General features: G+C 68.4%; 24 protein-coding genes. 21 read left to right on the top strand and 3 right to left on the bottom strand.

Annotation, left to right across the window (positions count from 1 at the left end):
• Window positions 1-9: 9 nt before the first annotated feature.
• Together H8S61_RS06520 and H8S61_RS06515 are read right to left on the bottom strand one after the other, a co-directional pair.
• Window positions 10-714, bottom strand: coding sequence for a DUF3793 family protein (locus tag H8S61_RS06520; RefSeq protein WP_186938392.1), 705 nt, complete (start codon window positions 712-714; stop codon window positions 10-12).
• A gap of 288 nt (window positions 715-1002) precedes the next feature.
• Window positions 1003-1977 carry a helix-turn-helix domain-containing protein gene (locus H8S61_RS06515; protein ID WP_035584274.1) on the bottom strand — a complete coding sequence of 325 codons (975 nt, stop codon included), beginning with the start codon at window positions 1975-1977 and terminating at the stop codon, window positions 1003-1005.
• 203 nt (window positions 1978-2180) lie between these two features.
• On the opposite strand from H8S61_RS06515, the gene H8S61_RS06510 reads away from it, so the two are divergent.
• From H8S61_RS06510 to H8S61_RS06420, 19 genes are all read left to right on the top strand, one after another.
• A complete protein-coding gene (locus H8S61_RS06510; protein ID WP_009305892.1) occupies window positions 2181-2828 on the top strand; it encodes an MptD family putative ECF transporter S component in 648 nt (215 codons plus the stop codon).
• Window positions 2829-2835: 7 nt separating this feature from the next.
• On the top strand, window positions 2836-3561 hold the full coding sequence (locus H8S61_RS06505) for an energy-coupling factor transporter transmembrane component T family protein (protein ID WP_186938391.1): 726 nt from the start codon (window positions 2836-2838) through the stop codon (window positions 3559-3561).
• The gene (locus tag H8S61_RS06500) at window positions 3561-5033 is read left to right on the top strand and encodes an ABC transporter ATP-binding protein (protein ID WP_186938390.1); all 1473 of its coding nucleotides are present in this window, start codon (window positions 3561-3563) and stop codon (window positions 5031-5033) included. Before H8S61_RS06505 ends, H8S61_RS06500 begins: the two co-directional genes overlap by 1 nt.
• 161 nt (window positions 5034-5194) lie before the next feature.
• The gene (locus H8S61_RS06495) at window positions 5195-5806 is read left to right on the top strand and encodes a TetR/AcrR family transcriptional regulator (protein WP_009305895.1); all 612 of its coding nucleotides are present in this window, start codon (window positions 5195-5197) and stop codon (window positions 5804-5806) included.
• Window positions 5807-5897: 91 nt separating this feature from the next.
• Window positions 5898-6548, top strand: coding sequence for an MptD family putative ECF transporter S component (locus tag H8S61_RS06490; RefSeq protein WP_186938389.1), 651 nt, complete (start codon window positions 5898-5900; stop codon window positions 6546-6548).
• Window positions 6549-6564: 16 nt separating this feature from the next.
• Complete coding sequence (locus tag H8S61_RS06485) at window positions 6565-7317, top strand: energy-coupling factor transporter transmembrane component T (protein ID WP_255466496.1); 753 nt, start codon at window positions 6565-6567, stop codon at window positions 7315-7317.
• Window positions 7314-8789 (top strand): ABC transporter ATP-binding protein, encoded by a 1476-nt coding sequence (locus H8S61_RS06480; RefSeq protein WP_186938387.1) that lies wholly within the window; start codon window positions 7314-7316, stop codon window positions 8787-8789. Before H8S61_RS06485 ends, H8S61_RS06480 begins: the two co-directional genes overlap by 4 nt.
• Before the next feature lie 108 nt (window positions 8790-8897).
• Entirely contained in the window at window positions 8898-10757 is a 1860-nt protein-coding gene (locus tag H8S61_RS06475) for an ABC transporter ATP-binding protein (protein ID WP_160942010.1), read from the top strand.
• Between the two features lies 1 nt (window position 10758).
• Window positions 10759-12504 (top strand): ABC transporter ATP-binding protein, encoded by a 1746-nt coding sequence (locus tag H8S61_RS06470; RefSeq protein WP_186938386.1) that lies wholly within the window; start codon window positions 10759-10761, stop codon window positions 12502-12504.
• 151 nt (window positions 12505-12655) lie between these two features.
• Window positions 12656-13003, top strand: a complete 348-nt coding sequence (locus tag H8S61_RS06465) for a metal-dependent transcriptional regulator (RefSeq protein WP_366457960.1) — start codon at window positions 12656-12658, stop codon at window positions 13001-13003.
• 371 nt (window positions 13004-13374) lie between these two features.
• Window positions 13375-13941, top strand: coding sequence for a DUF1062 domain-containing protein (locus H8S61_RS06460; RefSeq protein WP_186938385.1), 567 nt, complete (start codon window positions 13375-13377; stop codon window positions 13939-13941).
• A 197-nt stretch (window positions 13942-14138) separates the two neighbouring features.
• Window positions 14139-14564, top strand: a complete 426-nt coding sequence (locus tag H8S61_RS06455; RefSeq protein ID WP_186938384.1) for a 6-pyruvoyl trahydropterin synthase family protein — start codon at window positions 14139-14141, stop codon at window positions 14562-14564.
• Window positions 14561-15181, top strand: a complete 621-nt coding sequence (locus H8S61_RS06450) for an NAD(P)H-dependent oxidoreductase (RefSeq protein WP_186938383.1) — start codon at window positions 14561-14563, stop codon at window positions 15179-15181. The genes H8S61_RS06455 and H8S61_RS06450 overlap by 4 nt, the downstream gene beginning before the upstream one ends.
• A 71-nt stretch (window positions 15182-15252) precedes the next feature.
• Complete coding sequence (locus H8S61_RS06445; protein WP_009608046.1) at window positions 15253-15891, top strand: MptD family putative ECF transporter S component; 639 nt, start codon at window positions 15253-15255, stop codon at window positions 15889-15891.
• Window positions 15891-16619 carry an energy-coupling factor transporter transmembrane component T gene (locus tag H8S61_RS06440; protein WP_186938382.1) on the top strand — a complete coding sequence of 243 codons (729 nt, stop codon included), beginning with the start codon at window positions 15891-15893 and terminating at the stop codon, window positions 16617-16619. The genes H8S61_RS06445 and H8S61_RS06440 overlap by 1 nt, the downstream gene beginning before the upstream one ends.
• Window positions 16619-18100, top strand: coding sequence for an ABC transporter ATP-binding protein (locus H8S61_RS06435; protein WP_186938381.1), 1482 nt, complete (start codon window positions 16619-16621; stop codon window positions 18098-18100). The genes H8S61_RS06440 and H8S61_RS06435 overlap by 1 nt, the downstream gene beginning before the upstream one ends.
• 3 nt (window positions 18101-18103) lie before the next feature.
• Window positions 18104-19081, top strand: a complete 978-nt coding sequence (locus H8S61_RS06430) for a helix-turn-helix domain-containing protein (protein ID WP_186938380.1) — start codon at window positions 18104-18106, stop codon at window positions 19079-19081.
• Between the two features lie 118 nt (window positions 19082-19199).
• Window positions 19200-20987, top strand: coding sequence for an ABC transporter ATP-binding protein (locus tag H8S61_RS06425; protein WP_186938379.1), 1788 nt, complete (start codon window positions 19200-19202; stop codon window positions 20985-20987).
• A complete protein-coding gene (locus H8S61_RS06420; RefSeq protein ID WP_186938378.1) occupies window positions 20980-22797 on the top strand; it encodes an ABC transporter ATP-binding protein in 1818 nt (605 codons plus the stop codon). Before H8S61_RS06425 ends, H8S61_RS06420 begins: the two co-directional genes overlap by 8 nt.
• A gap of 26 nt (window positions 22798-22823) precedes the next feature.
• On the opposite strand, the gene H8S61_RS06415 is transcribed toward H8S61_RS06420, so the two are convergent.
• Window positions 22824-23795, bottom strand: coding sequence for a helix-turn-helix domain-containing protein (locus tag H8S61_RS06415; RefSeq protein ID WP_009305923.1), 972 nt, complete (start codon window positions 23793-23795; stop codon window positions 22824-22826).
• A gap of 222 nt (window positions 23796-24017) precedes the next feature.
• Here H8S61_RS06415 and H8S61_RS06410 point away from each other — a divergent pair, with 222 nt between their 5' ends.
• Window positions 24018-24629 (top strand): MptD family putative ECF transporter S component, encoded by a 612-nt coding sequence (locus tag H8S61_RS06410; protein WP_009305925.1) that lies wholly within the window; start codon window positions 24018-24020, stop codon window positions 24627-24629.
• A complete protein-coding gene (locus tag H8S61_RS06405) occupies window positions 24626-25342 on the top strand; it encodes an energy-coupling factor transporter transmembrane component T (RefSeq protein WP_186938377.1) in 717 nt (238 codons plus the stop codon). The genes H8S61_RS06410 and H8S61_RS06405 overlap by 4 nt, the downstream gene beginning before the upstream one ends.
• Window positions 25343-25344 lie beyond the last annotated feature (2 nt).

The following is a 25344-nucleotide window of genomic DNA, read 5'->3' as shown; positions in this document are numbered from 1 at the left end:
GCTCGCGCGCTAGCCGGCCGCGCGGAACGCCTCGGCGGCGGGGAAGTCCTCGTCCACCGCGGCGAGGCATTCGATGGAAACGCCCTCGTCGAACAGCTGCTGGTACATGGTGGTGCAGTTCTTGTAGCAGCAGAAGCACGTTTGGGCGTCGCGCTCTTTCGCGTACACCTTCCAGCATCCGCTGCACAGGAAGTTCTCGCCTTCGTTGTCGATGAAGCCGATGACGTCCTCGTAGGGATAGCCCAGGAAGAAGCCGATCTCGTGCGGGAACGAGCAGCGCCCCGTCATCTGGCTTTGCAGGTCGGTGCCGCAGATGCGCTTGTGCAGCTTCTCGATGCAGGCCGACAGCGACGAGGTGTCGTAGCCCTCGGCGGTCAGGAACGCGGCCACCTGCTCCTGCTGGATGGCGCGCGTGAGCAGCCGGGGCCGGTACACGTACACGAGCGCCCCGCTCGTGCGGCGGGCCAGCACCTCGATGCGCACGCCGTGCGGCGCTAGCTTGGCGCGGCAGGCGCGCAGCGCGTCGGACAGCTGGTCGTCGCGCAGGGCCGCCGCAGTCGGGCGTCGCCCGTGCTGGACGGCCGTGGGGGAGAGGGTGCTGCGGCAGGTGAACAGGTTCGCGGGTTTGAGCGCCGCGAGCGTGGGGGTGCAGTGGTGCACCAGCTTGCGTTCGAACGCTTCGCAAGGCGATAGTTCCTGCTCGATTGCTTCCATGCGGCCTCCCTCGGGCAGCGCCTCCGCGGGTGTCGGATGCGCCTATAAGTTAGCTTTGGATAACATATACCCGAGTGTCGGAGGTTCGTCAAGCACGGATCCGAAAAAGCGCCAGACGCGCAACGTATGCGGCAGCGCAGGACCCGCGGACGTTGCGCTCCTCGCCTTGCGTCGTTCTCCCCGAGCTGCGCAAGGGGTCGGCATCCGGGCGTCCGAATGTTTCACGTGAAACATTCGTTCTGGTTTCATTCGAGGCGCGACCCTCGACGATCCTTCGATCGCCTCCGCTCAGGCGCTGCGGCGGCGGTAGGCGCTGGGGGGCACGCCGGTGCGGCGGCGGAAGGCTTCGGCGAACGCGCCGGGCTTGCGGTAGCCCACGGCGCGCGCGATGTGGGCGATGGGCTCGTCGGTGGAGTTGAGCAGCTCGATGGCGCGCTCGATGCGCGCGTCCGCGACGAACGCCGCGGGCGAGGTGCCGTACGCCGCCTTGAACGCGGCCTTCAGCTTCGTCTGCCCCATGCACGCCCGGCGCGCGAGCTCCTCGCAGGACAAGGCGCCCGCGAGATTGCCGTTGATGTAGGCGCTCAGGTCGTCGAGGGCCGCGCGATCCTCCTTCGACAGCGACGGCGCGCTCCCTTCGGCGCGCTCCGCCTCGATGGCCGCCGCGCGTTCGATGACCAGCGCGAGCGCCTCGGCCACGGCGCCCTCGTAGAACAGGGTGGCCGCCATGCCCGTGCCCTGATAGGCGCGCACCTGCTTGAACAAGGCGACCAGCTCGGGAAAGTCGGTGCGACCGTCAACCAGCGCGAAGGCGCGCCGCACGTCGGGGATGTTCCCGAAGCGGGCCTGCAGGTAGTCGCGGTAGTAATCGGGCGAGATGGTGATGGAGGTCGCGCGGGTCGCCGAACCCGGCTGGTAGAGCGCCACGTACTCGGCGCCTTCCTCGGCGAGGTAGGTTGAGATGGCCCCGGCGCGCAGCGTGCTGCCGCCGCTCTGCACGATGAGGTCGGCGGCTTCGTAGTATCCGATGGACAGGTGCTCGGCGTGGCGGTAGCGCATGACGCCGGCGTGCTCGAACGTCATGTCGAAAGCGTTGACGGCGAAGAGGTTGTCGTGGAAGTAGGCCCAGTATTCGCCGTGCCCGCAGCCGTTCGCGAACCGGTAGACGCTGCCCGCCGAGCCGTACCCCGGCACCGTGCCGGCGGGCACCATGTCCCAGAGGCGGAACGCCTCGTCGTACATGTCGTCTTTGATGCTGCGCATTCGCTTCCTCCTCCGTCTGCCCCCGGGCTGCCGATCGCGCGCGTTCCGCACTGCCCGAAACGGTCGTTTCGCTGCCGTGAATCGTCGCGCGCGCCCGTCGTCGCTGCTGCCGTCCGGCTGATTCGCTCATTATACCAAAAAGTTACCGAGGGTTAACAACGCGCTGCCGGTTGGCGGCGTTCGACGGGAAAGGAGCGTGCGCAATGGCATCGAACGTGGCAAACACGCAGGGGGAGAGGGCGGCTTCCGCGACGGCGAACCGGTGGACGACGCGGGATGTGCTCACGTTCGTCATCTTCAACATCGTCATCATCGTGGCGACGATGGTCGTGAAGCTGGCGGAGGACGCGGTGCTCTCGCCGCAGAACACCTTCTTCGTGGGATCGTGGCTGTTCCCGCTGGTATCCACTCCGTTCTACCTGGTCATGGCCGATCGCATCGGCAAACGCGGCGTGCTGGGCGGCTCCATCCTGCTGTTCGGCGTCCTGTACACGTTCATGGGCGGCCTGTACTGCGCGCCCGTGGCCGTGGTGGGCGCCGTGATCGGCGAGCTGGTGATGTGGGGGAAGGGGTCGTACCGCAGCATCGTGCGTTCGGCCGTGGGCTTCTTCGTGTACTGGGCGACGTTCGCCTGTTACGGCATCATCCCGTATCTCCTGTTCAAGGACGCGTATATGGAGCAGCTGGGCGCGTATTACAGCGCGAGCGACGTGGCCGCCATGGTGTCGCAGTACACGGAGCTGCCGTGGATCCTGCTCATGCTGGCGATGTTCGCCGCCGGCACGGCGCTCGGCGCGGTCATCGGCGCGAAGTTCCTGAAGAAGCACGTCCGCAAAGCGAAGATCGCGTAAGCGCCCGATGGAGACGAGCTCGCAAGCGCGCCCCTTCGCGCGCCCCGACTTGCGCGCGGGCCTGTTCGGCCTCGACCCGCGCACGCATCTGCTGGCCGTCGTGGCGTTCGGCGTTGCGTCCATCGTGCTCACCGGCTTGCTGGAGACGGCGTTGTTGCAGGTGGCCGCCGCGTTGTACCTGGCGGGCAACGGGCGCGCTCGCTTGGCGCTGCGCTCGTGCGCGAGCTTCGCCGTCGTCGCGGGCCTCAGCTTCCTGCCGCTGCCGGGGCTGTACGGGGTGCTGTTCGTGAGCCTGCTGCACATGGTGCCGCCGTTCACGGCGGGCTGCGCGTTGTTCTCGCTGTCTCCTTCGGCCATCATGTGCGCGCTCGCGCGGTGGCGCGTGCCGCAGCGCGTGCTCGTGGGCGTGTGCATGCTGTTCCGCTTCGCGTCGGTGCTCTCGTTCGAGGCGCGCTCCATCGTGCGCGGCATCCGGCTGCGCGGGGTGTTCCCGCGCGCGATCGACGTGGCGCTGCATCCCGCGCTCGCCTACGAGTGCTGCTACACGCCGCTCGTCATGCGCTGTTTGCGCCTGTCGGCCGAGCTGGCCGCGTCGGCGGAGCTGCGGGGCATCGAGGCCGACGGCGTGCGCACGTCGGTGCATCATGTGGGATTCGAGGCGCGCGACGCCCTTGCCGCCGTGGCGGTGCTGGCCGTGTGCGCGGGGCTATGCGTGTGGGGGAAGGTGACGTGATGGCGCAAGCGCAGGACAGCGAGCGGGCGGCGGCCGTGCTGCTCGACCGGGCAACGTTCCGCTACGTGGACGAATCCGAGCGAGGTTTGGAAGCGGAAGCGGGTTCTGCCGCGCCCGCATCGGGCAGCCGCGTGGACGACGTGTCGCTGTCGGTGGCTCCCGGCCGCTGCCTCGTGCTGTGCGGGCGCTCGGGCGACGGCAAGTCCACCGTGTTGCGCCTGGTGGACGGGTTGGCGGGCACGTTCTTTCCCGGCGATCTGACGGGCGTCGTGGAGGTGTGCGGCGCCGACGTGCGCCGGCTCGCGCCGCGGGAGCGCACCGAGCGTCTCGGCGTGGTGATGCAGGACCCGCGCAGCCAGTTCTTCATGGGGACGGTGGGTGACGAGATCGCGTTTTCGGCCGAGAACCTGGGGGTGGACCCCGCCGAAACCGTGCGTCGCGTGCGCGCCGCCGCCGAGACGTGCGGCGTGGAAGGGCTTCTGGGCGAGAAGCTGTCCGAGCTGTCGAGCGGCCAGAAGCAGCGGGTGGCCCTCGCCGCCGCCATCGCGTGCGGTCCGGCCGTGCTCGTGCTGGACGAACCCACGTCCAACCTGGACGCGCAGGGCTCCGAGGCGCTCGTGCGCATCCTGGCCGAGCTCAAGCGCCGCGGCACCGCGGTGGTGGTGTCCGAGCATCGGCTCCACCAACTGCTGCCGGTGGCCGACGCCTACGTATGCCTGCGCGCCGGCCGCGTCGTTGAGCGGTGGAACGCCGACGCGTTCGCACGGCTCGGGCTGGAGGACGCGGCGGCATACGGCTTGCGGCATCCGGACATGGCCGCGCCCGCGCCGGGCGCCGGCGGCGTTGCGCCTGCAGCGAGCGGTTGGCGGGTCGAGGGGCTGACGTACCGCTACCCGTCCACGAAGCGGGGCATCCGCGACTTCGATGCCGCGTTCGCCTGCGGGGCGGTGACGGTGATCGAGGGCCCGAACGGGGCGGGCAAGACCACGCTCGCGAAGGTGCTGTGCGGCGCGACGCGCGAGCAGGCGGGGCGCGTGACGTTCGACGGTCGCCCCGTGCCGCGCCGCGAGCGACGGCGGCGCAGCTACTTCGTCATGCAGGACGCCGACTACCAGCTGTACGCCGGCAGCGTGGCCGACGAGGTGGTGCTGGGGCGGCGCGTGGACGAGGCGCTGAAGGCGCGCGCATGGGAGGCGCTCGAGGCGTTCGACCTGGTCGACCTGGCCGATCGGCATCCTGCGAGCCTGTCGGGCGGTCAGAAGCAGCGCGTGACGCTGGCGGCGGCGTACTGCTCGGACGCCGACCTCATCGTGCTGGACGAGCCCACGAGCGGCCTCGACGGCCGCGGCGTGCGCGAGGTGTCCGCGTGGTGCCGCACCCTGGCCGCCGGCGGCAAGGCCGTGGCGATCATCACCCACGACAACCTGCTGGCCGCCCTCGCCGGCGATGCCGTCGTGGAGCTGAAAGGCTAGGCACCCGACGGGGAAGGCGGGCGAGCCGATTGCGCTTCCGTGCGCTGTCGATCGCGAACCGCGCCGCAAGTTCGGGCTTGCAATCCGCCCGGACCGCCTCTATACTGATAATCACATTATCGATAATGAAATTATCAGTAGAGGGAAAGGCGGTTGGAAGCTTGTCGAAATCCGACGCGAGCATCGACCCTCGCATCCTCGACAGCGCACGGCGGGAGTTCCTCGCCCGCGGCTTCGAGGGGGCGTCCTTGCAGAGCATCTGCGCGGACGCCGGCGTGACGACGGGTGCGCTCTACAAACGCTACAAGGGGAAGGCCGATCTGTTCGAAGCCGTGGTAGCTCCCACGCTCGCCGACATCCGCGCGCTTGAGGAAGAGGCGAAGCGCCGCGATTACGCGCTCATGGACGATAAGAACCTTCGCGAGCTGTGGGCTCTGTCCGAAGATATCCATCGCCAGTGGATGATCTACTTCTACGAGCGCTACGAAGGGATGCGGCTCCTGCTGTGCTGTGCGGAGGGCACGGCCTATGCGAACTTCCTTCACGACTTCGTGGCGCGCAACACGGCGTTGTGCATGGAGTTCGTGAACGAGGCGCGTCGACGCGATTTGCCGGTGAGCGACATCGACGCCGATGAGTTGCACATCCTGCTCACGGCGTACTGGTCCACCGTGTTCGAGCCCCTCGTCCACGGGTTCCCCCTGGAAAAGGCGCTCGGATACTGCAAGCGCATCGCCGGGTTCTTCAATTGGCAGGTGGTGTTCGGCTTCTAACATGCGGTGAGGAAACGGAAGACGAGGCGGACGGGATCCGCCTTTTCTCGAACCAAAGGTTACCCTAATCTAACATTTGAAAGGAAACGCCATGCAACAGAACGCAGGGCAGGCGCAAGCCATGCCCGAAACCGAGGCCGTGCCCGCGGGAAAGCGGCCGGGAACGCGCAACGAGCGCCTGAACGTGCGCGACTTCGTGACCATCGCGGTGCTCACCGTGCTGGAACTGGTGGTGTATTTCAGCATCGGCATGATTGCGGGCTCGACGCCCATCGGCTGGTGTTTCACGCTGGGCATTCAGGCCATCCCGTTGGGCATCATCTTCATGCTGATGTACGCGAAGGTGAACAAGCGCGGCGTCGTGCTCATCTCGGGCGTGCTCGTGGGGCTGCTCGTCGGTATGAGTTTTTGGCTCACCGGCCTCGTCATCGCATTGGGCGCACTGGTTGGCGAGGTTATCTGGAACGTCGCCGACCGCAAGCGCTTCGTCACCATGGCCGCCAGCTTCACGTCCATCATGGTGGGCTGGTATCTGGGCGCGTTCGCCCCGCTCGTGCTCATGAAGGACTTCTTTTTGAACTCGGTGCCCACGATGGCTGAGTTCTACGGCAGCGTGTTCGATATCGTGGCGGGTCCTCTGTTCTTCGTCTGCCTGGGCGTTACCGCGCTTGGCGGCGTTCTGGGCTCGCTGCTGGGACGCGCTGTGCTGAAGAAGCACTTCGAACGCGCGGGGATCGCCTGATATGGAGGCCGCGCGCATGCAGAACGCGACCGCCGTGCCTCGCGACGGGGGATCGGGCGTGCCGGCGGTGAGAAACCTCGACCCGCGGATGAAGCTGCTCATCGTCCTCGTGGTGGGGTCGGCCGCGCTGTTCAGCCCGCATCGTGCCCTGCTGCTGTGGTGCTACGCGATTATCGCGGCGCTGTGGCTGCTGTCGGGCGAGGCCCGTCGCGCGCTGGGATTCGTGGCCGTGCTCGCGGCGGTGGCGCTTGCCGAGTGGGGCGCGGGGTTCATCCCCAACGCCACGGTGGCGGGCATGGTGGGTTTTCTCTTCTTCATCTTCGCGCGCTCGCTGTCTACGTTTGCGCTGATCATGTGGATGTCGGTGGGGTTGCGCATCGATGATCTCATCGCGTCGCTGCAGCGCTTGCGCCTGCCGCGCGGCCTCGTCATCACCATCGCCGTGGTGTTTCGCTACCTTCCCACGGCTGCCGACGAGTTCCGGAAGATCAGCGCCACCATGCGGCTGCGCGGTGTGGAGCTCTCGGTGCGCAACCTGGTGCTGCATCCCGGCCGCTCGCTCGAGTACGTGCTGGTGCCGCTCATCATCCGCACCATCAAAATCGCCGACGATCTGGCCGCTTCCGCCATGACGCGCGGCCTCGACCTTGTGGGTGCGCGCACGACGTACCGCGACGTGCGCATCGGAGCGTCGGGGGCGCTCGTGACGGCCGCGGTGCTCGTCTGCACGGCGGCCGGTTACGTCGCGTGGGCGGTGAGCGCGCTATGACGGCCAACGAGGTGGTGGTGGCAGGTGCGACGTTTCGCTACGCCCACGATGGCCAGCCTGCGCTGCGCGGCCTCGACCTGCGCGCGGGCGGCGGGAAGCTCGTGCTGCTGCTGGGCGCGAGCGGGTGCGGTAAAACCACTGCGACGCGCCTGCTGAACGGGCTGGTCCCCCATTTCTTCGAGGGAGGCGCGCTCGACGGCTCGGTGGACGTGTGCGGCATGGAGCCGGCTTCCGTCAGCGTGCAGCGGCTGGCCGGCGCGGTGGGGTCGGTGTTCCAGGATCCGCGCAGCCAGTTCTTCGCCACCGACGTGTCATCCGAAATCGCGTTCTCGTGCGAGAACCTCGGCGTTCCCGCGCTCGAGATGCGCCGACGCGTGGCCGAAGCGGCCGGAGCGTGCGGCGTCGCGCACCTGATGGACCGCAGCATCTTCGACCTGTCGAGCGGCGAGAAGCAGGCGGTGGCGGTGGCGTCGGTGCTGGCGATGCGCCCGCGCGTGGTGGTGATGGACGAGCCGTCGGCGAACCTCGACGAGGTGGCCACCGCTCGGCTGCGCACCATCGTCGAGACGCTGTTGCACCGCGGCGTGACCGTGGTGGTGTCCGAGCATCGGGTTCACTATCTGGCCGACCTTGCCGACGAGGCGCTGCTGCTGCGCGCAGGGCGCGTGGAGCGGCGTTTCGCCGCGGGAGAATTGGCGCGTCTTACGCCCGAGGCATCGCACGAGCTGGGCTTGCGCGCGTCGAGCCTCGACGAAGTGCGCGCCGTGCCGCGCGCGGAGGCCCGGGGACCCGCGGCCCTTGAAGTGCACGACGTGAGCTTCGGCTATCGGGGCGCGCCGCCCGTGCTGAAGGGAACGTCGTTCTCGGTGCGGGAGGGCGAGGTCGTGGGCATCGTCGGACGCAACGGCGTGGGCAAAAGCACGCTGATCGACCTCGTGTGCGGCCTCAAGACGGAGTGCGCGGGCACGGTGTCCATCGGCGGCGTCTCGTTGCGGCCGAAGGAGCGCGTGCGGGCAAGCTACCTGGTCATGCAGGATTCGGATTGCCAGCTGTTCGCGGAAAGCGTCGAAGCCGAGCTGCTTCTGGGCGAGCGTGCCGACGAGGCGCGCGTGGCGCGAGCGCGCGCAGCGCTTGCGCGCATGGGGCTTGCGGGGCTGGAGGACCGTCACCCGGCATCGCTGTCGGGAGGCCAGAAGCAGCGGCTGTCCATCGCGGTGGCCTACATGAAGGATGCGAAGGTCGTGTGCCTCGACGAGCCCACGAGCGGCTTGGACTGGGCGTCGATGATGGGCGTGGCGCAGCTGTTGCGGGATCTGGCCGAAGAAGGGCGCGGCATCGTGGTGATCACCCACGACTACGAGTTCTTGCTGGCGGCGTGCGACCGGGTGCTGCGCATCGGCGAGGGCGGGTCGGCGGTCGAGGTCGGCTTCGACGGCCCTGGCGATGCGAGCGCGCTCCGCAACCCCGAATAGTCGTTTCGGTGCCGCGATGCGGCGGGAGTCCCTCGATCCTGCGCCGGCGGGCGCGCGTTTCGGGCATTCTGAGCGAAGTTTGATAAAGCTAACTTGAGGAGTTGACCAATGGAAGTTTCTCCGGCGAACCGCGACGTGCGGCCAAGCGCGTTCGCGAAGCTGTACTACTTCATGCGGCCGGATCGCGGGCGCATGGTGTGTTCGCTCGTGCTGGCCTGTATCGGCGAGGCCGTGGGCATGGTGCCCTACGTGGTGATCGCGCTGTTGGCGGCGGGGCTCATCGAGGGCACGCTGACGTTCGAGCGCGCGGCCCTCCTGGCGGCCGTCGCCGCGCTCGCGCACGTCGCGCGCTTCTTCTGCACGTGGCGCTCGTCCATGATGAGCCACCGCATCGCGTTCAAGGCGCTGGCCACCATGCGCGACCAGATGGCGGAGAAGATGGAGCGCGTTCCCATGGGCACGATCATCGACACGCCCACCGGCACGTTCAAGAACCGCTTCGTCGACAACGTGAACCAGCTGGAAGACGCCATCGCCCACTTCATGCCCGAGCTGCCGTCGAACGTGTTCGGGCCGTTGCTGGCCATGGTCATCGTGTTCGCGCTCGACTGGCGCATGGGGCTGGCCGGGCTGGCCACCATCCCGCTGGGCGTGCTGTTCTATGCGGCCATGATGCGCGATTACAAGCCGAAGATGGCCCGCTACATCGGCAGCGAGCAGCGGATGAACTCGTCGCTCGTGGAGTACGTGAACGGCATCCAGGTGATCAAGGCGTTCGGGCGTACGGCCAGCTCGTACGGCGGATTCTCCACCGCGGTCGCCGAGTACCACGACTCGACGCTCGCGTGGTTCAAGCAGAGCTGGGTGTGGATGGCGGCCGTCAAGTCGGTGGTGCCGTGCACGCTGCTCGTGTCGCTGCCGCTGGGCGTGTGGCTCATGTCCGCAGGCCAGCTGACGCTGCCGATATTCCTGACGTGCATCGTCATCCCGCTGGGCTTCATCGCGCCGCTGCTGAAGTTCGCGCAGGCGGGCGGCCAGATCTCGCGCATGGACGTGTGCCTCAACGTCATCTGGGACTTCCTGGGCGCGCCCGAGCTCGTGCGCCCCGCCGAGCGCGTGCGGCTGGACGGCGAGTCGTTCGCGTTCGAGAACGTGTCGTTCTCCTACCACGAGGGGGCCGAGGTGCTGCACGGCGTCAGCTTCGAGACGCATCCCGGGCAGATCACGGCCATCGTGGGGCCCAGCGGTTCGGGCAAATCGACCGTGGCGAAGCTCATGGCCGGGTTCTGGGACGCAACGGACGGGCGCGTCGCGTTCGACGGGGTCGATGTGCGGAACATCCCGTACCAGCAGCTCATGGAGCATATCTCCTACGTGGCGCAGGACACGTTCCTGTTCGACCGCACGCTCGCCGACAACATCCGCATGGGGCGTCCTGCCGCCTCGCAGGCCGACGTGGAGGCCGCCGCCCGCGCGGCGGGTTGCCACGAGTTCATCAGCCGCTTGCCGCAGGGCTACGACACGCGCGCCGGCGAGGCGGGCGAGAGGCTGAGCGGCGGCGAGAAGCAGCGCATCGCCATCGCGCGCGCCATTTTAAAGAACGCGCCCATCGTCATCCTCGACGAGGCGACGGCCTACGCCGATCCCGAGAACGAGGCGCTCGTCGAGCGCGCCATCAGCAAGCTCGTGGCCGGGAAGACGCTCGTTACCATCGCGCACCGCCTGTCCACCGTGACGGGCGCCGACCAGATCCTCGTCATGGACGCCGGCCGCATCGTCGCCCGCGGCACGCACGAGGAGCTGCTGGAATGCTGCCCGCTGTACCGTCGCATGTGGGAGCAGCACAGAAGTTCCGCTGTTCTACGAACGGCGGAACCGGCCGACGCTGCGGCTTCCCCCGGTGGCACCGGGGAAACCCTCGCTGACGTTTCGGCGACGGGCGACAACGATATCAAGGAGGCGATGTAGCATGTTCGCGCTCATCAAACGCGTGCTCGACCTGGCTGGCAGCTTCTCTCCGGCGGCGCGGCGCAGCCTGACGTGGGGCATGGTGTGCAACATCCTGAAAGCGTTCTTCATGGCCGGTATGCTGGGCGCGGTGTTCTGGGCGCTCGAGAACCGCGACCATCTCGACGCCGTCGTGGCGTTGCAATGCCTGGGCATCTTGGCTGTCAGCGTGATCGGGCAGTACGTGTTCCAGTACCTCGTGGACATCACGATGGACGCGCAGGGTTTCCACATCTTCCGCGACCTGCGCCTGCGCGTGGGCGACCGGCTGAAGGCCGCGCCCATGGGCTACTTCTCCGAGCAGCGCCTGTCGGCCGTCACCACGACGCTGACCACGACGGTGCACCAGCTGGAGGAGTTCATGACCATCTGCCTGACGGGTCTGACGGGCGGCGTGGCCATGGCGGTGATCATGAGCCTGTTCTTCCTCGCCGTGGCCTGGCCCATCGCGGCCATCACGTTCGCGGGCATCGCCGCGGGCCTGTGCGTGCTGAACGTGCTGCGCCGCCGCGCCACCAGCGTGACGCGCGAGGTGACCGCCGCGCAGGAGGCCATGACCGACAAGGTCATCGAGTACGCTCGCGGCATGGCCGTGCTGCGCACGTTCGCCACGCCCGACGAATCGCTGGCCGCCGCGAAGGCGTCGTTCCAGCAGAAGCGCGCGGCCGATTACCATCAGGAGGCCGCCGCGCAGGGCATCCTCAAGCTGTACGCGCTCGTGTTCAACCTGGCCAGCTGCGCGGTGCTGTTCACCGCTTGCGCGCTGTACCTGAACGGCGCGCTGCCGCTGTCGTGGGCGCTCACGCTGCTCGTGGCCGCGTTCATGATCTACGGCGAGCTCATCCACGCGAACGATGCGGCGTTCCTCACGAAGAAGATCGAGGGCGAGCTCGACCGCGTCGACGAGGTGTGCGACATCCCGAAGCAGAACGTGACGGACGCGCCGCTCGCGCCCGCCGATTTCGGTATCGAGATGAACGGTGTCTCGTTCGGTTACGACGCCGACCGGCGCGTCATCGACGACGTGTCGCTGCGCATCCCGCAGGGCACGAGCTGCGCCATCGTGGGGCCCAGCGGCTCGGGCAAGACGACGCTCGTGAACCTCATGGCCCGATTCTGGGACGTGGACGCCGGCGCGGTGCTGCTCGGGGGCCAGGACGTGCGCGAGGGCACGGCCGAGAGCCTGCTCGCGCACGTGTCGATGGTGTTCCAGAACGTGTACCTGTTCAACGACACCGTGGAGAACAACATCAAGTTCGGCATGCCGAACGCCACCCATGCCGACGTGGAGGCCGCCGCCAGGCGCGCCCGCTGCCACGAGTTCATCATGCAGCTGCCGCAGGGCTACGACACGGTGCTCGAAGAGGGCGGCGCCAGCCTCTCGGGCGGCGAGCGCCAGCGCATCTCCATCGCGCGCGCCATCATGAAGGATGCGCCCATCGTCATCTTGGACGAGGCCACGAGCTCGGTCGATCCTGAGAACGAGCACGAGCTGATCGCCGCCATCGGCGAGCTCACGCGCGGCAAGACCCTCGTGTCCATCGCGCATCGCCTGAACACGGTGGCCGGCGCCGATCAGATCCTCGTGGTGGACGAGGGCCGCATCGTGCAGCGGGGCACGCACGACCAGCTCATGGGCGAGCAGGGGCTCTATCGCGACTTCGTGAACCTGCGTCGCGAAGCCGCCGGCTGGCGCCTGGCAGGGTAGGGCGCGCGCCGTCGCGCGTCGCCTGCGAAATGTCCGATCGGAGTAGGCGCGCGGCTGTTTGGAGCGGAACGGGCGGCCCGTTTCTGCTATACCGGAGGGAAGGGAAACGCACTGCGCGCGCGGCGGCCGCCCGCGCGGAGAGGAGGTGCAGGTGAAGCAGCCTGTTCATGAGTCTGCCGAAGACTATCTGAAAGCCGTGCTGGCGCTGGAGCGCGAGCACGGCTACGTCCGCGCCGTGGACGTAGCCGGCCGGCTGGGCGTGTCGAAGGCGAGCGTGTCGAAGGCGCTGTCCAAGCTGGAGCGCCAGAAGCTCGTGCACGTGGTGGCCCACGACGTGCGGCTCACCGCCGAGGGGCGCGCCGTGGCCGAGCGCGTCAGCGAACGCCATGCGTTCTTCCGCGCTCTGCTGCGCGCTGCGGGCGTGGAGGCCGTCGTCGCCGACGAGGAGGCGTGCCGCCTCGAGCACTGCTGTGCGAGGACTCGTTCCGGAAGCTGGTAACCGCGCTCGACGCGCGCGGCTGAGAGCGCTCGGTTGACGCGCGGCGGGTCGCCCGGTATGATGGCGGCCCGGGCCGCACGGCCCGCAATCCAACGAAAGGCTCTCCTCTCATGACTGTTCCTCCCAACCTCTAAACCACGCGACACATCCGTCCCATCCGCTGCCGCGCCGCGCGCGGCCGCTTCGTGATGGGCGCTGCCCGTCCGCCTGCCGCCGCTGCGCGCGGCTGTTTTGCGATGGGCCGTCCGGTTGAGATGCACAGACAATCAGAGAGGCTCCCTGTATGAAAAAGCTGAATAACGGCGTGGTGCCGCCTGTGCCCACCTTCCATTTCGAACGTATTCGGATTGCGAAGGAAGGCAACAACCATCATGAAAACGAGTATATGGCGCGTGGAGGCGACCGCCGCGCCGGTCGCGCTGCGCCCTTGTGGGACCTGCGGTGCTGATGCGGAGTTCGCGTCCACGGGCCTGTTTCGCGTGAACGCCCAGAAGAAACGTCTGGACGTGTGGCTCATCTACCGGTGCGCCACGTGCGGAAGCGTGTGGAACAGCGCCGTGATCAGCCGTGGGCGCCCGGGAAGCATCGACCGCGAAGAGCTCGAGCGGTTCACGGGCAACGACCCCGCGATGGCGCTGCGGTGCGCGCTCGACGTCGGCTTGCTCAGGCGCAACGGCGCGCGCCGGGGCAAGGTCGCCTTCGTCGTCGAAGGCGACCGGCCCGCCGGCGGCGAGGACTGCCGGGTTGAAATCGACGGCGGCGACCTTGCGGGCCTGCGCCTGGCCGAGGTGCTGCGGGCCAAGCTGGGCGTTTCGCGCAGCGGCTTGGAGCGCCTCGTGGAGGTGGGCGACGTGAGCGCCGCCGACGGAGCCGACGTCCTCGCCGCGAAGCTCCGTCCGCACCAGACGATCCTCGTGCGCGGGCGGCGCGAGCAGTAGGCGGGCAGGCGGCCCGGGACGACGCGCCCGGGCCGCTTCCGCCCCCCCCCCCGCCCGCCACCACGCCCGCCGCCGCGGACGTCCGGCCCCTTCCCGATGTTTCACGTGAAACATTCGTTCTATGCGCACAGGTGGGATGCGACCGTGGGAGTGTGCTATCATGACGGCGAACACAGCGGCCATGCAAAGGAGCCATCATGTACGGATTGAAAACCGAGGCCAGCTTCGACTCGGCCCATTTCCTGACCGATTACTACGGCAAGTGCGAGAACCTGCACGGCCACCGGTGGAGAGCGGTGGTGTACCTCGAGGTCACCGACCTGCAAGCCGATGGCACGATGAAGGACATGGTGGTTGATTTCGGCGTGTTCAAGCGCGCGGTGCGCGACCTGGCCGAAGAGCTGGACCACACCTTCCTCGTGGAAGAGGGCTCGCTGGCCGCGACGACGCTGGCCGCCCTCGAGGCCGAGGGCTTCAGCCTGACCGTCCTGCCCTTCCGCACCACCGCCGAAAACCTGGCGCGCTACGTCTGCGACCGGCTGACGGAGCAGGGTTTCCCCGTGTCCCAGGTGGACCTGTACGAAACCCCCAACAACTGCGCCATCTACCGGAGGACGGCATGAACGTTTCGGTCATCCTGGGGCATCCCTACGACGGCAGCTTCAACGCGGCCATCGCCCGGACCGTGGTGCAAACGCTGGAGGAGGACGGCCATGCGGTGGCGTTCCACGATTTGCACGCGGAGGGCTTCAACCCGGTGATTCCCCCGTCCGAGCTGGTCAGCGATGTGCCGGCCGACGATCTGACGGCCCTGCACCAACGCGAGATCAAGGAGGCCGACGGCATCGTCGTCGTGCATCCCAACTGGTGGGGGCAGCCGCCCGCCATCCTCAAGGGATGGGTCGATCGCGTGCTGCGGGAGGGCGTGGCCTACGGGTTCGCCGAGGGCGATTCCGGCGGCGGCCTGCCCATCGGCCTGCTGAAAGCCCGCGCGGTGCTCGTGTTCAACACGTCGAACACGCCAGAAGCGCGCGAGCTCGAAGCTTTCGGCGATCCGCTGCAGCGACTGTGGCGCGACTGCATCTGCGACTTCTGCGGCGTGACCGCGTTCGATCGGGTTATGTTCCGCGTCGTCGCCGACAGCACGCCGGCCGACCGCCGCACGTGGCTTGAGCAGGTGCGCACCATGACGCGCGAGAGTTTCCCGTCCGAATGGAACAGCGCTGTCCGATCGGACTAGAACCGTCTGCCCCGTTGCCGCATACTGTCTCCGATATAAGTAACCCTTGGCTAACAAGTAAGGAGACCTTCATGGCAAGCAGCGTCGCATCGACGGCGAGCCCGGCACCTTCCCCGAGCGAGGGGAAGGTGCTCAAGGGCCGCGACCTCATCAACATCGGCATCTTCACGGCCATCTACTTCGTCATCCAGTTCGTGTTCATGCTGTGCGGCGGCATCCATCCGGCGCTGTGGGTGTTCATGCCGGCGCTCGACGGCTTGTTCGCGGGCATCCCGTTCATGCTCATGTGCGCGAAGGTACAAAAGCCCGGCGCCGTCGTCATCATGGGGCTCATCGTGGCGCTCATCTACTTCGCGACGGGCATGTTCACGCCGCTCATCCTGGCCATGATGGCGGCATCTTGCGTTGTCGCCGAGGTCATCCGCGCGGTTGCGCGCTATCGCAGCTTCCTCGGCAACGCGGTGGCGTACGCGGTGTTCGGCCTGGGCATGTGCGGAAGCCCCCTGCCGCTGTGGGTGTTCCACGACTCGTTCGTCTCCCAGATCGCCGAGCAGGGCATGGGCGCCGACTACCTGGCGTCGCTCGACGCGCTGTCCACGACGCCGATGCTGATCGCCATGTTCGCCGTCACCATCGTGGCGGGCCTCGCGGGCGCGTACATCGCGCGCTGCCTGTTCAAGAAGCACTTCGAGAAGGCGGGGCTCGTCTAATGCAGGCCGCCTACGCGCTTGAGGATCGTCGCGTGCTGGGCCGGGCGCCGCGCTCCGGCGTGCTCGACCTCGACCCGCGCACCATCATGGGCGTGCTACTGGCGGCGTCGGTGGTGGCCTTCATGTCGAAGAGCCTCACGGTTGAGCTGGGCCTCGTGCTGGGCGTGGCGCTGCTGCAGGCGCTGACGGGGCACGTGAGGATGGCGCTTGGGTTCGCGGGCGGCTACGCGGTGCTGTGGGCGGTGCTCAATCTCGTGTTCCCGCACGTCGGAGGCGTTGCAGCCACCATGTTCACCATCAGCTTCACGTTCTCGCGCAAGATCTTCCTGTGCCTCATGGTGGGCTCGCTGCTGGTGGCCGAATGCTCGGTGCACCGTCTGACGGCCGCGCTCGAGCGCCTGCGCGTGCCGCAGGTGGTGCTCATCCCGCTCACGGTGACCATGCGCTACTTCCCGGCGCTCAAAGACGAGATGGCGCACATCCGCGACGCCATGCGCCTGCGCGACATCCCCGCTTCCGAGCGGCTGGAATGCTTCGTGGTGCCGCTCATCATGTCGGCCACCACCACGGCCGACGAGCTGTCGCGCGCCGCGACCTGCCGGGGCATCGAGAACCCGGTGCGCTCTACCGACACCGAGCGGCTGCGCATGCGCGCCGCCGATTGGGCGGTGCTCGCGGCGTCCGCGGCGGCGGTCGTGGTCGTGGCGCTGTGGGGAGGGGCGTACTGATGGCGGCGGCTCGGCAGTGCGCTGAGGCGCGCGGCGGCGGGCGCGCCGCGGCGCGCGGCGGCGAGGCGCCGGTCGTCGTCCGCCTGCGCGATGCGTCCTGCCGCGGGGCCGGCGACGCGCTCATCCTGGACGGCGTGGACCTCACCGTGCGCCGCGGCGAATGCGTGCTGCTGTGCGGGCGCTCGGGCATGGGAAAGACCACGGTGACGAAGCTGATCAACGGCCTCATCCCGCAATTCGAGCCCGGGGTCGAGCGCATGGGCGAAGTGGAGGTGTGCGGCTTCGATCCGGCGCGCTGCGCCATGCACGAGCTCGCGCGGCACGTGGGCAGCGTGTTCCAGAACCCGAAATCGCAGTTCTTCAACCTCACCTCCAACGACGAGCTGGCGTTCGGCCTGGAGGCGGCGGGGGTCGACGCCGACGCGATCGAGGAGCGCATCCGGGCGACGGTGGGGGCGCTGCACGTCGAGCACCTGCTCGACCGCGGCGTGACGAAGATGTCGGGCGGCGAGAAGCAGAGCCTCGTGTTCGCCTCGGTGGACGTGATGGACCCCGACGTGTACGTGCTGGACGAGCCCACCGCGAACCTCGACGCGCGCGCGATCCGCGTGCTGCACGACCAGATCGCTGCCATCCTCGCGCGCGGCAAGACGGTGATCGTCGCCGAGCACCGGCTGTACTTCGTAGCCGATCTCATCGACCGCGCGGTGCTCATCGAAGGGGGCCGCGTCGCGCGTGAGTTCTCGCCCGAGGACTTGCGCGCGCTGTCGGAGGAGGAGCGCGCCCGCCTGGGCCTGCGCGCCGTCGACCCCGCCGTCGCGATGGCCGTGACGTGCCCGGCGGCCCCCGCGTGCGCGACGGGTGCGCTCGAGCACGGGCTGTCGCTGCGCGGTTTCGCCAGCCTGCGCAAGAAGCGGCGCGTGTTCGCCCCGGTCAGCTTCGACGTCCCGCGCGGCGCGGTGGTGGGCGTGACGGGCGCGAACGGCGTGGGTAAGTCGACGCTCGTGCGCGCAATGGCGGGCCTCGAGCGCGCGACGGAGGGGGAGCTGCGCTTCGACGGCGCGTCGCTCGACGCCCGCGCGCGCCGCCGCCGGTGCTCGCTCGTCATGCAGGACGTGAACCATCAGCTGTTCAGCGACAGCGTGCGCGGGGAGTGCGAGCTGTCGGCGGGCGGCGTCGACGCGGCTCGTGTGGACGAGGTGCTGGCGGCCCTCGACCTGGAGCATCTGGAGGCGTGCCACCCCATGGCGCTGTCCGGCGGCCAGAAGCAGCGGCTGGCCGTGGCCTGCGCCTTGCTCGCCGGGCGGGAGGTGCTGCTGTTGGACGAGCCGACGAGCGGGCTTGACTTCGGGCATATGGTTGAGGTAAGCCGGTTGGTGAAAGGGCTGGCTGAACGGAACATCTGCATCGTCGTGGTCACGCACGACTGCGAATTCCTCAGCCGCAGCTGCGATTTCGCGTACGAATTGGAGGCGGGCTGATCGATGGGCGAGGCGGGCGATGTGCTGTCGTGCGTGATGGCGGGTGGCGAAGGCGTCGTGGAGGAGCGGCCGGGAGGGGCCGTGCTCCGCGTGAAGAACGACACGGGCGAGGGGTCCATGGCCTTCTGCCAGGTGTTCGACGGCGTGGGGCTCTCGTTCAACGACTTCCGGCTGGACGCGTACGATTCGGGGTTCGTGGCCGGCCCGGACATGCTGTGCATCGACCACTGCCGCGAGGGGCGCATCGAGCAGCCCGTCGCGGGCGGCGCCTACTCCTACGTGGCGTCCGGCGACCTCAAGATAGACGACCGCTCCCGCCATACCGGCATGTTCGTCCTGCCGCTGGGTCACTACCGCGGCATCACCGTGTCCTTCGACCTCGCCCGCGCCGAGCGCTCCATCGCCCAAGCGCTCGGCGGGTTCCCGGTTAATCTGCGCGCGCTGCGCGATCGCTTCTGCCGCGGCGGCGACCCCTTCATCATGCGCGACGCACCGGGCGCGGAGCACATCTTCTGCGAGCTGTACTCCGTGCCCGACGAGATCCGCACGACGTACTTCCAGCTCAAAGTGCTGGAGCTGCTGCTGTTCCTGCAGGTGCTCGATCCCGGCCCCGTGCGCGAGCGTCGGCCGTACTTCTATCGCGCGCAGGTGGAGAAGGTGAAGGCGGCGCGCGACTTCATGGTGGCCGACCTCACCGTCGAGCACACCATCGACGAGCTGGCCGACCGCTTCGAGCTGCCGCCCACGGCGTTCAAGACCTGCTTCAAGGGGGTGTACGGCCTGCCGCCGTACGCGTACCTGCGCACCTTCCGGATGGAGCGCGCCGCCGCGCTTCTGCGCGAAACCGACCTGCGCGTGGCCGACATCGGCCTGGCCGTGGGCTACGACAGCCCCTCCAAGTTCACCGCCGCCTTCAAGGCCGTGATCGGCCAAACCCCCACCGTCCACCGCCGCGACCGCGCAAGGTACGTGCGACGTTAGTGAGCTGCGGCGAACTTCCCACCTGATTGGAACAGGGCTGGCTTGATGGAGCGGAACGTGCCTGCTGGGAGCCGTATAGTCGGGAGCGTTCGCATTCCCAACTGAGAAGGTGGTTTTGGTGGCTCCTGTGACAGAAACGCCCGCGAAGGCATCGTGGCTGGCCGTGCTGCTTTCGTACGCCGGCCGCTGCCGGGGGAAGATGGCGGTCTCGCTGCTGTGCTCGGTGGCCAGCGTGGCGGCCGGGCTCGTGCCGTTCTACGCGGTGTACCGCATCATCGACGAGATGATCGCCCCCGCGCCCGACGGCGGTGCCGTGCTGGCTTGGGCGGGCGCGGCCGCGGCGGGCTACGTGGCGTCGAAGGTGCTGTTCGGCGCATCGACGCTGCTCTCGCACGTGTCCGCGTACACCATCCTCGAATCGCTGCGCGACGACGTGGTGGAGAAGCTCATGAAGACCTCCCTCGGCACCGCGGCGTCGAAAAGCATCGGCCAGATCAAAAACGTGTTCGTCGATCGCATCGAGGGCGTGGAAGTGCCGCTGGCGCACATGATCCCCGAGCTTTCGGGCAACGTGCTGCTGGCGGCGGCCATCGCGGTGTGGATGGCGCTCATCGACTGGCGCATCGCGCTTGCGTGCCTGGTCACCGTGCCCATCGGGCTGGTCGTGTTCGCAAGCGGCCTGGGGGCGTACAACAGGATGTACGCCGCCTACATGGCCGAGGGCAACCACGTGAACAGCGTGATGGTGGAGTACGTGGAGGGCATCCAGGTGATCAAGGCGTTCAACCAGGGTTCGAACTCCTACCAGAAGTACGCCAACGCCGTCCGCTCGTTCAAGGACTTCACCCTGGGCTGGTTCAAGGCCACCTGGGTCAGCATGAACCTCGCGTTCTCCATCCTGCCGACCACGCTGCTGGGCGTGCTGCCCGTCGGGCTAGCGCTGTACCTGGCGGGAGACGTCACCCCGGCCGAGCTGGGGTTGGAGTTCGTGCTGGCGCTGGCGGTGGTGGCGCCGCTCATGAAGCTGTCATCGTTCCTCAACGAGGCGAAGGCGATGGAGTACGCGGTGGCCGACGCGAGCGAGTTTCTCGACCTGCCCGAGCTGCCGGAGCCTGCGCAGCGCGCGGCCGTGCGCGACGAGGGCGTGGAGTTGGCGAACGTGTCGTTCTCGTACGAGAGCGGGGAGGAGGTGCTCCACGACGTGAGCCTGCGCGTGCCGCGCGGGTCGTTCTGCGCGCTCGTGGGGCCGTCGGGTTCGGGCAAGTCCACTCTGGCGCGCCTGATCGCGCGGCATTGGGACGTGGGCGCGGGCGCGGTGCGCGTGGGCGGCGTGGACGTGCGCGACATGCCGCTGGATCAGTTGTCGCAGCTCGTGAGCTTCGTGGCGCAGGACAACTACCTGTTCGACTGCTCGCTTCGCGAGAACATCCGCATGGGCAAGCCCGACGCCACCGACGACGAGGTGCTGGCCGCCGCGCGCGCCGCTTGCTGCGACGACTTCATCGGCCGCCTGCCGCACGGCTACGACACGCCGGCCGGCGAGGCGGGGCACGCGCTGTCGGGAGGCGAGCGCCAGCGCATCTCCATCGCCCGCGCCATCCTCAAGGACGCGCCCATCGTGGTGCTCGACGAGGCCACGGCCTTCACCGACCCGGAGAACGAGGAGCGCATCCAGCAATCCATCGCCCGGCTGACGCGCGGCAAGACCCTGCTGGTCATCGCGCACCGCCTGTCCACCGTGGCGGCGGCCGACGACATCGCGGTGGTGGATCGCGGGCGCATCGTCGCGCACGGCACGCACGACCGGCTGCTTGCCGCCTGCCCGCTCTACGCGTCCATGTGGCAGGCTCACGTGTGCGCGAAGGCGTGGTCTGCCGTTTCCCGAAAGGAGGCCCTCGATGCTTAAAGCGCTCAAGCGCATCATCGCGTGGACGGGACCGTACCGGCGCAACCTGTACCTGGGCTGCGTGTGCTCGTTCTTCATGACGTGGGCCACGGCGGCCCCCGTGATGCTGGCCGCGTGGATGCTCGCGCAGGTGGTGGACGACGCGCGCGGCGTCTCGACGCTCGACCCGTCGGCGGTGTGGCTGTCGCTGGCGGCCATCGTCGCGTGCATCGCCGCCCGGTTCGCGTTCTCGTACGGCAAGAACCGTCTGCAGGAGAGCATCGGCTACGAGGTGGCGCCCGAGGTGCGCATCCGCATCGGCACCATCCTCAAGCGCGTGCCGCTGGGCTACTTCTCCCGCATGAAGACGGGCGACATCCTCGCGACCACCACCACCGAGCTGGGCATGCTCGAGCTGAACGGCATGAAGATGATCGACGCCGTGGTGAACGGCTACGTGTCGGTGGCGGCCGTCATCGCGTTTCTGGCCGTGATGGACTGGCGCTGCGCGCTGGCGGCGCTGGCGGGCGTGGGGCTGTCGGCGCTCGCGCTGGCGGGCATCAACCGACGCAGCCGGAAGCTCACGCCGGCCACGCACGAGGCTTCCGAGCGCCTGTCCGGCGCCATCGTGGAGTTCGCGCGCGGGCTGGGCACGGCGAAGTCGTACGGCCGCGGCAGCTCCGCGCTGCAGCCGATGTACGCGGCGTGCGCCCAGGCGAAGAAGGCCCGCGTCGACGTGGAGTTCGGCTTCACGCCGTTCAACGTGGCGCACCTCGTGGCGCTCAAGCTGGCCAGCGTGGCCCTCGTGGGCTTCGCGGCCTGGGCGTGCCTCGGCGGGACGCTGCCGCTGTGGATGTTCTTGGCCATCGCCCTGCTCTCGTTCACCATCTTCGGCGGCGTGGAGGGCGTGGCCGACTCGGCGCACATGCTGGGCGACCTGAACGACGTGCTGGACCGCCTCGACAAGATCGAGCAGGCGCGCTTCATCGACGAGGACGGGCGCGCGCTCGACCTCGACCGCTTCGACATCGCGTTCGAGGACGTGGCGTTCTCCTACGACGAGGGTCCTGAGGCGCGCACGGTGCTGCACGACGTGAGCTTCGCCATACCCGAGGGCACCACGTGCGCCATCGTGGGCCCGTCCGGCTCGGGCAAGACCACCATCGCGAACCTCATGGCGCGCTTCTGGGACGTGAGCGCCGGAAGCGTGCGGGTGGGCGGCCACGACGTGCGCGAGTTCACCTGCGACAGCCTGCTGGCGAACTTCTCGATGGTGTTCCAGAACGTGTACCTGTTCAACGACACGGTGGAGGCGAACATCGCGTTCGGCTGCCCCGGCGCCTCGCACGACGAGGTGGTGGCCGCCGCGAAGCGCGCGTGCTGCCACGACTTCATCGAGGAGCTGCCGCAGGGCTACGACACCGTGGTGGGCGAGGGCGGCAGCAGCCTGTCGGGCGGCCAGAAGCAGCGCATCTCCATCGCGCGGGCGCTGCTGAAGGACGCGCCCATCGTCGTCCTCGACGAGGCCACCGCAAGCGTCGACCCGGAGAACGAGCAGCTCATCCAGCAGGCCATCGGCCAGCTGACGGCGGGCAAGACCGTCGTGGTGATCGCGCACCGCCTGGCCACCATCGAGAACGCCGACCAGATCCTCGTGATCGACGGCGGCACGGTGGCGCAGCGGGGCACGCACGACCAGCTCATGGCCGAGGGCGGCACGTACCGCCGCTTCGTGGAGATCCGCCGGCGCGCCGAGGGCTGGCGGATCGCGAGCGACGACGCGGTCGCTCCTGCGCCCGCGGAGGACGCGCCCATGCCCGCGGCGTCCTAGCGGCTCCGCCCCGGCCGCCGCGCCTCCTACCGCTCCAGTCCCCGGCGGTACTCGCTGGGCAGCAGGCCGGTCTCGCGGCGGAACAGCTCGCTGAAACGGCTGGCGCACGTGTAGCCCACCGCGTGCGCCACCTGCTCGATTGACAGGTCGGGCATCCGCAGCAGCCCCTCGGACTGGCTGATGCGGCGGCTCTGCACGTAGCGCGTGAGCGTGGAGCCGGTCACCGCCTTGAAGCACTCCTTGAACTTCGTGGGGCTCATGCATGCGGCCCGCGCAAGGTCGTCCACCGTGAGCGCGCTCGCGCAGTGGTCGTCGATGTACAGCGCCACGGCCTGGATGCGCTCGCGGTCCTCGGGCGCGACGGCGCGTCCCGACGTGTCCCGGCGCGCTTTCGTGCGCTCGACGATGAGCCCCATGGCCTCGAACACCTTGCCCTCGTAATACAGCTGGCTGCGATGCTCGTCGCCCGGGCGGGGCCACAGCCCGGCCAGCAGGGCGCGCAGCTCGGGGGAGTCGCCGTCGTCGCTCAGCGAGGCGAACGCGTCGCGCACGCGCTCGAACTGCCCGTCGTACTCGCGCTCCAGGTACGCGCGCGACATCTCGGGCCGTACCTCGATGGACACGGCCTTCACGGGCACGCCGCCGTGCACGAGCCCGCGCCAGCCCCCGTCGCCGCTGTAGAATCCCCAGATGCTTTTCGCCCGCAGCCGCCGATACGGCGTGAACTCCTCTCCCGAAATGGACTCGTACCAGGCCACGCTCAGGTATTCGGGCAGCTCGAACTCCATGACGGTGTCGTGGAGCAGCGTGAAGTCGTGGATGGCGATCTGCCAGCGATCGGAGGGCGCGAGGATGTGGAAGCTGCCGGACGTTTCGCCTTCGCCCCGGTACGAGCGCCACAGGGGGCAGAAGCCCTCCGGCGGCTCGTATTCCTCGAAGCCGATCTGCTCGAGCGACGGGGCGTGGATGATGTCGTGCGAGGGCGGGCGGTGCTCCATGGGTTCTGCTCCTTCATGCGGTTGTTCGCGGCGGCGCGGCGGTCGGCCGCAGGGACGTGCGCCGCAGGGGCGCGCCGCGTGCGACGATCGGACGCGGCGGTGCGACGTTCGGACGCGCGGGCGCGCATGCGCGACGTCGTTTCCGCCCCTCCGCGTATGATACACCATTGTTAACCGAGGCTATCTTTTTCCGCATGAAAACGAATCAGAAGGAGGTCTGTCATGCGTTCAGCCATGCAATCCGACAAGAAGGGGCTCACCGCCCGCGACCTGGTGACGTGCGGCGTGTTCATCGCCCTGTACTTCGTGTTCATGATGGTGGGCAGCATGCTGTTCGCCCCGAACCCCGTGCTGACGTTCCTCATGCCGGCGGGTGCGGCCCTGCTCACCGGCCCCATCTACCTGCTGCTGGTGGCGAAGGTGCCCAAGCACGGCCCCATCATCATCCTGGGCGTGGTGGAGGGGCTCATCATGTTCGTGACGGGCATGTACTGGCTGTGGGCGGTGGCGCTCGTCGTGCTGGGCGTGGTGGCCGACCTCATCGCCGGTGCGGGCCGATTCCGCAACAAGAACCTCAACCTCGTGAGCTTCCTCGTGTTCTCGCTCAACCCCATGGGGTCCTACCTCATGCTGTGGATCGACCCGTCGGGCTACACTTCCTACCTGGCCGGGAAGGGCACCGAGCAGGCGTACCTCGACACGATGGTGTCCACGGGCGCGGGCTGGGTGCTGCCGGGCATGATCGCGCTGACGCTGGTGTGCGCCCTGGTGAGCGCGCTGGTGGGACGCCGTCTGCTGAAGAAGCAGTTCGAGAAGGCGGGCGTCACCGCATGATCGATCGCGCGTTCCGGCCCGATCCGCGGGCCAAGCTTGCGCTGCTTCTGCTGTGGGCCGTCGCAGTGTTCCTGTCGCCCGGGCTGTGGTTCGAGGCGCTCCTGATGTTGCTGAGCGTGGCGTTGGGCATCGCGCTGGGAAAGGGGCGGCTCGCGCTGGGCATGCTGGGGCTGTACGCGGTGATGATGGCGTGCATGCTGGCCACGGCGCAGCTGGACGCCGGCGTGCTGAAAACGATGCTGTCGTCGTTCTTCATGCTGGTGCGCAAGGTGTTCCCGTGCGGGCTTCTGGCGGCCGTCATCGTGTCCACGACGCACGTGAACGAGTTCATGAGCGCGTTCTCGCGCATGCGCGTGCCGCGCCAGGTGACCATCCCGCTGGCCGTGATGCTGCGCTACGTGCCGGCCATCCGCGAGGACTGGCGTTTCATCTCGGACGCCATGCGCATGCGCGGCGTGAACGCCAGCCTGGCCGGATTCCTGCGTCGATCGGGCATGACGGTGGAGTGCCTGTACGTGCCGCTCATGATGAGCGCGTCGAACGTGGCCGACGAGCTGTCGATGGCCTCGGTGGCGCGCGGCATCGAGAACCCGGCGCAGCGCACGTGCTACACGCATATCGAGTTCCGCGCGTCCGACGGGCTGCTGGTGGCCGCCGGCGTGGGCGTGGTCGTGGCGGCGCTTGCGTGCAGCCTGTTGGGCGTGGGGAAGTGAGG

Source organism: Eggerthella hominis (genome assembly GCF_014287365.1).
GTDB lineage: Bacteria > Actinomycetota > Coriobacteriia > Coriobacteriales > Eggerthellaceae > Eggerthella > Eggerthella guodeyinii.
Note: the sequence above shows the minus strand (reverse complement) of the source record. Positions and strands in the feature narration are given on the sequence as shown.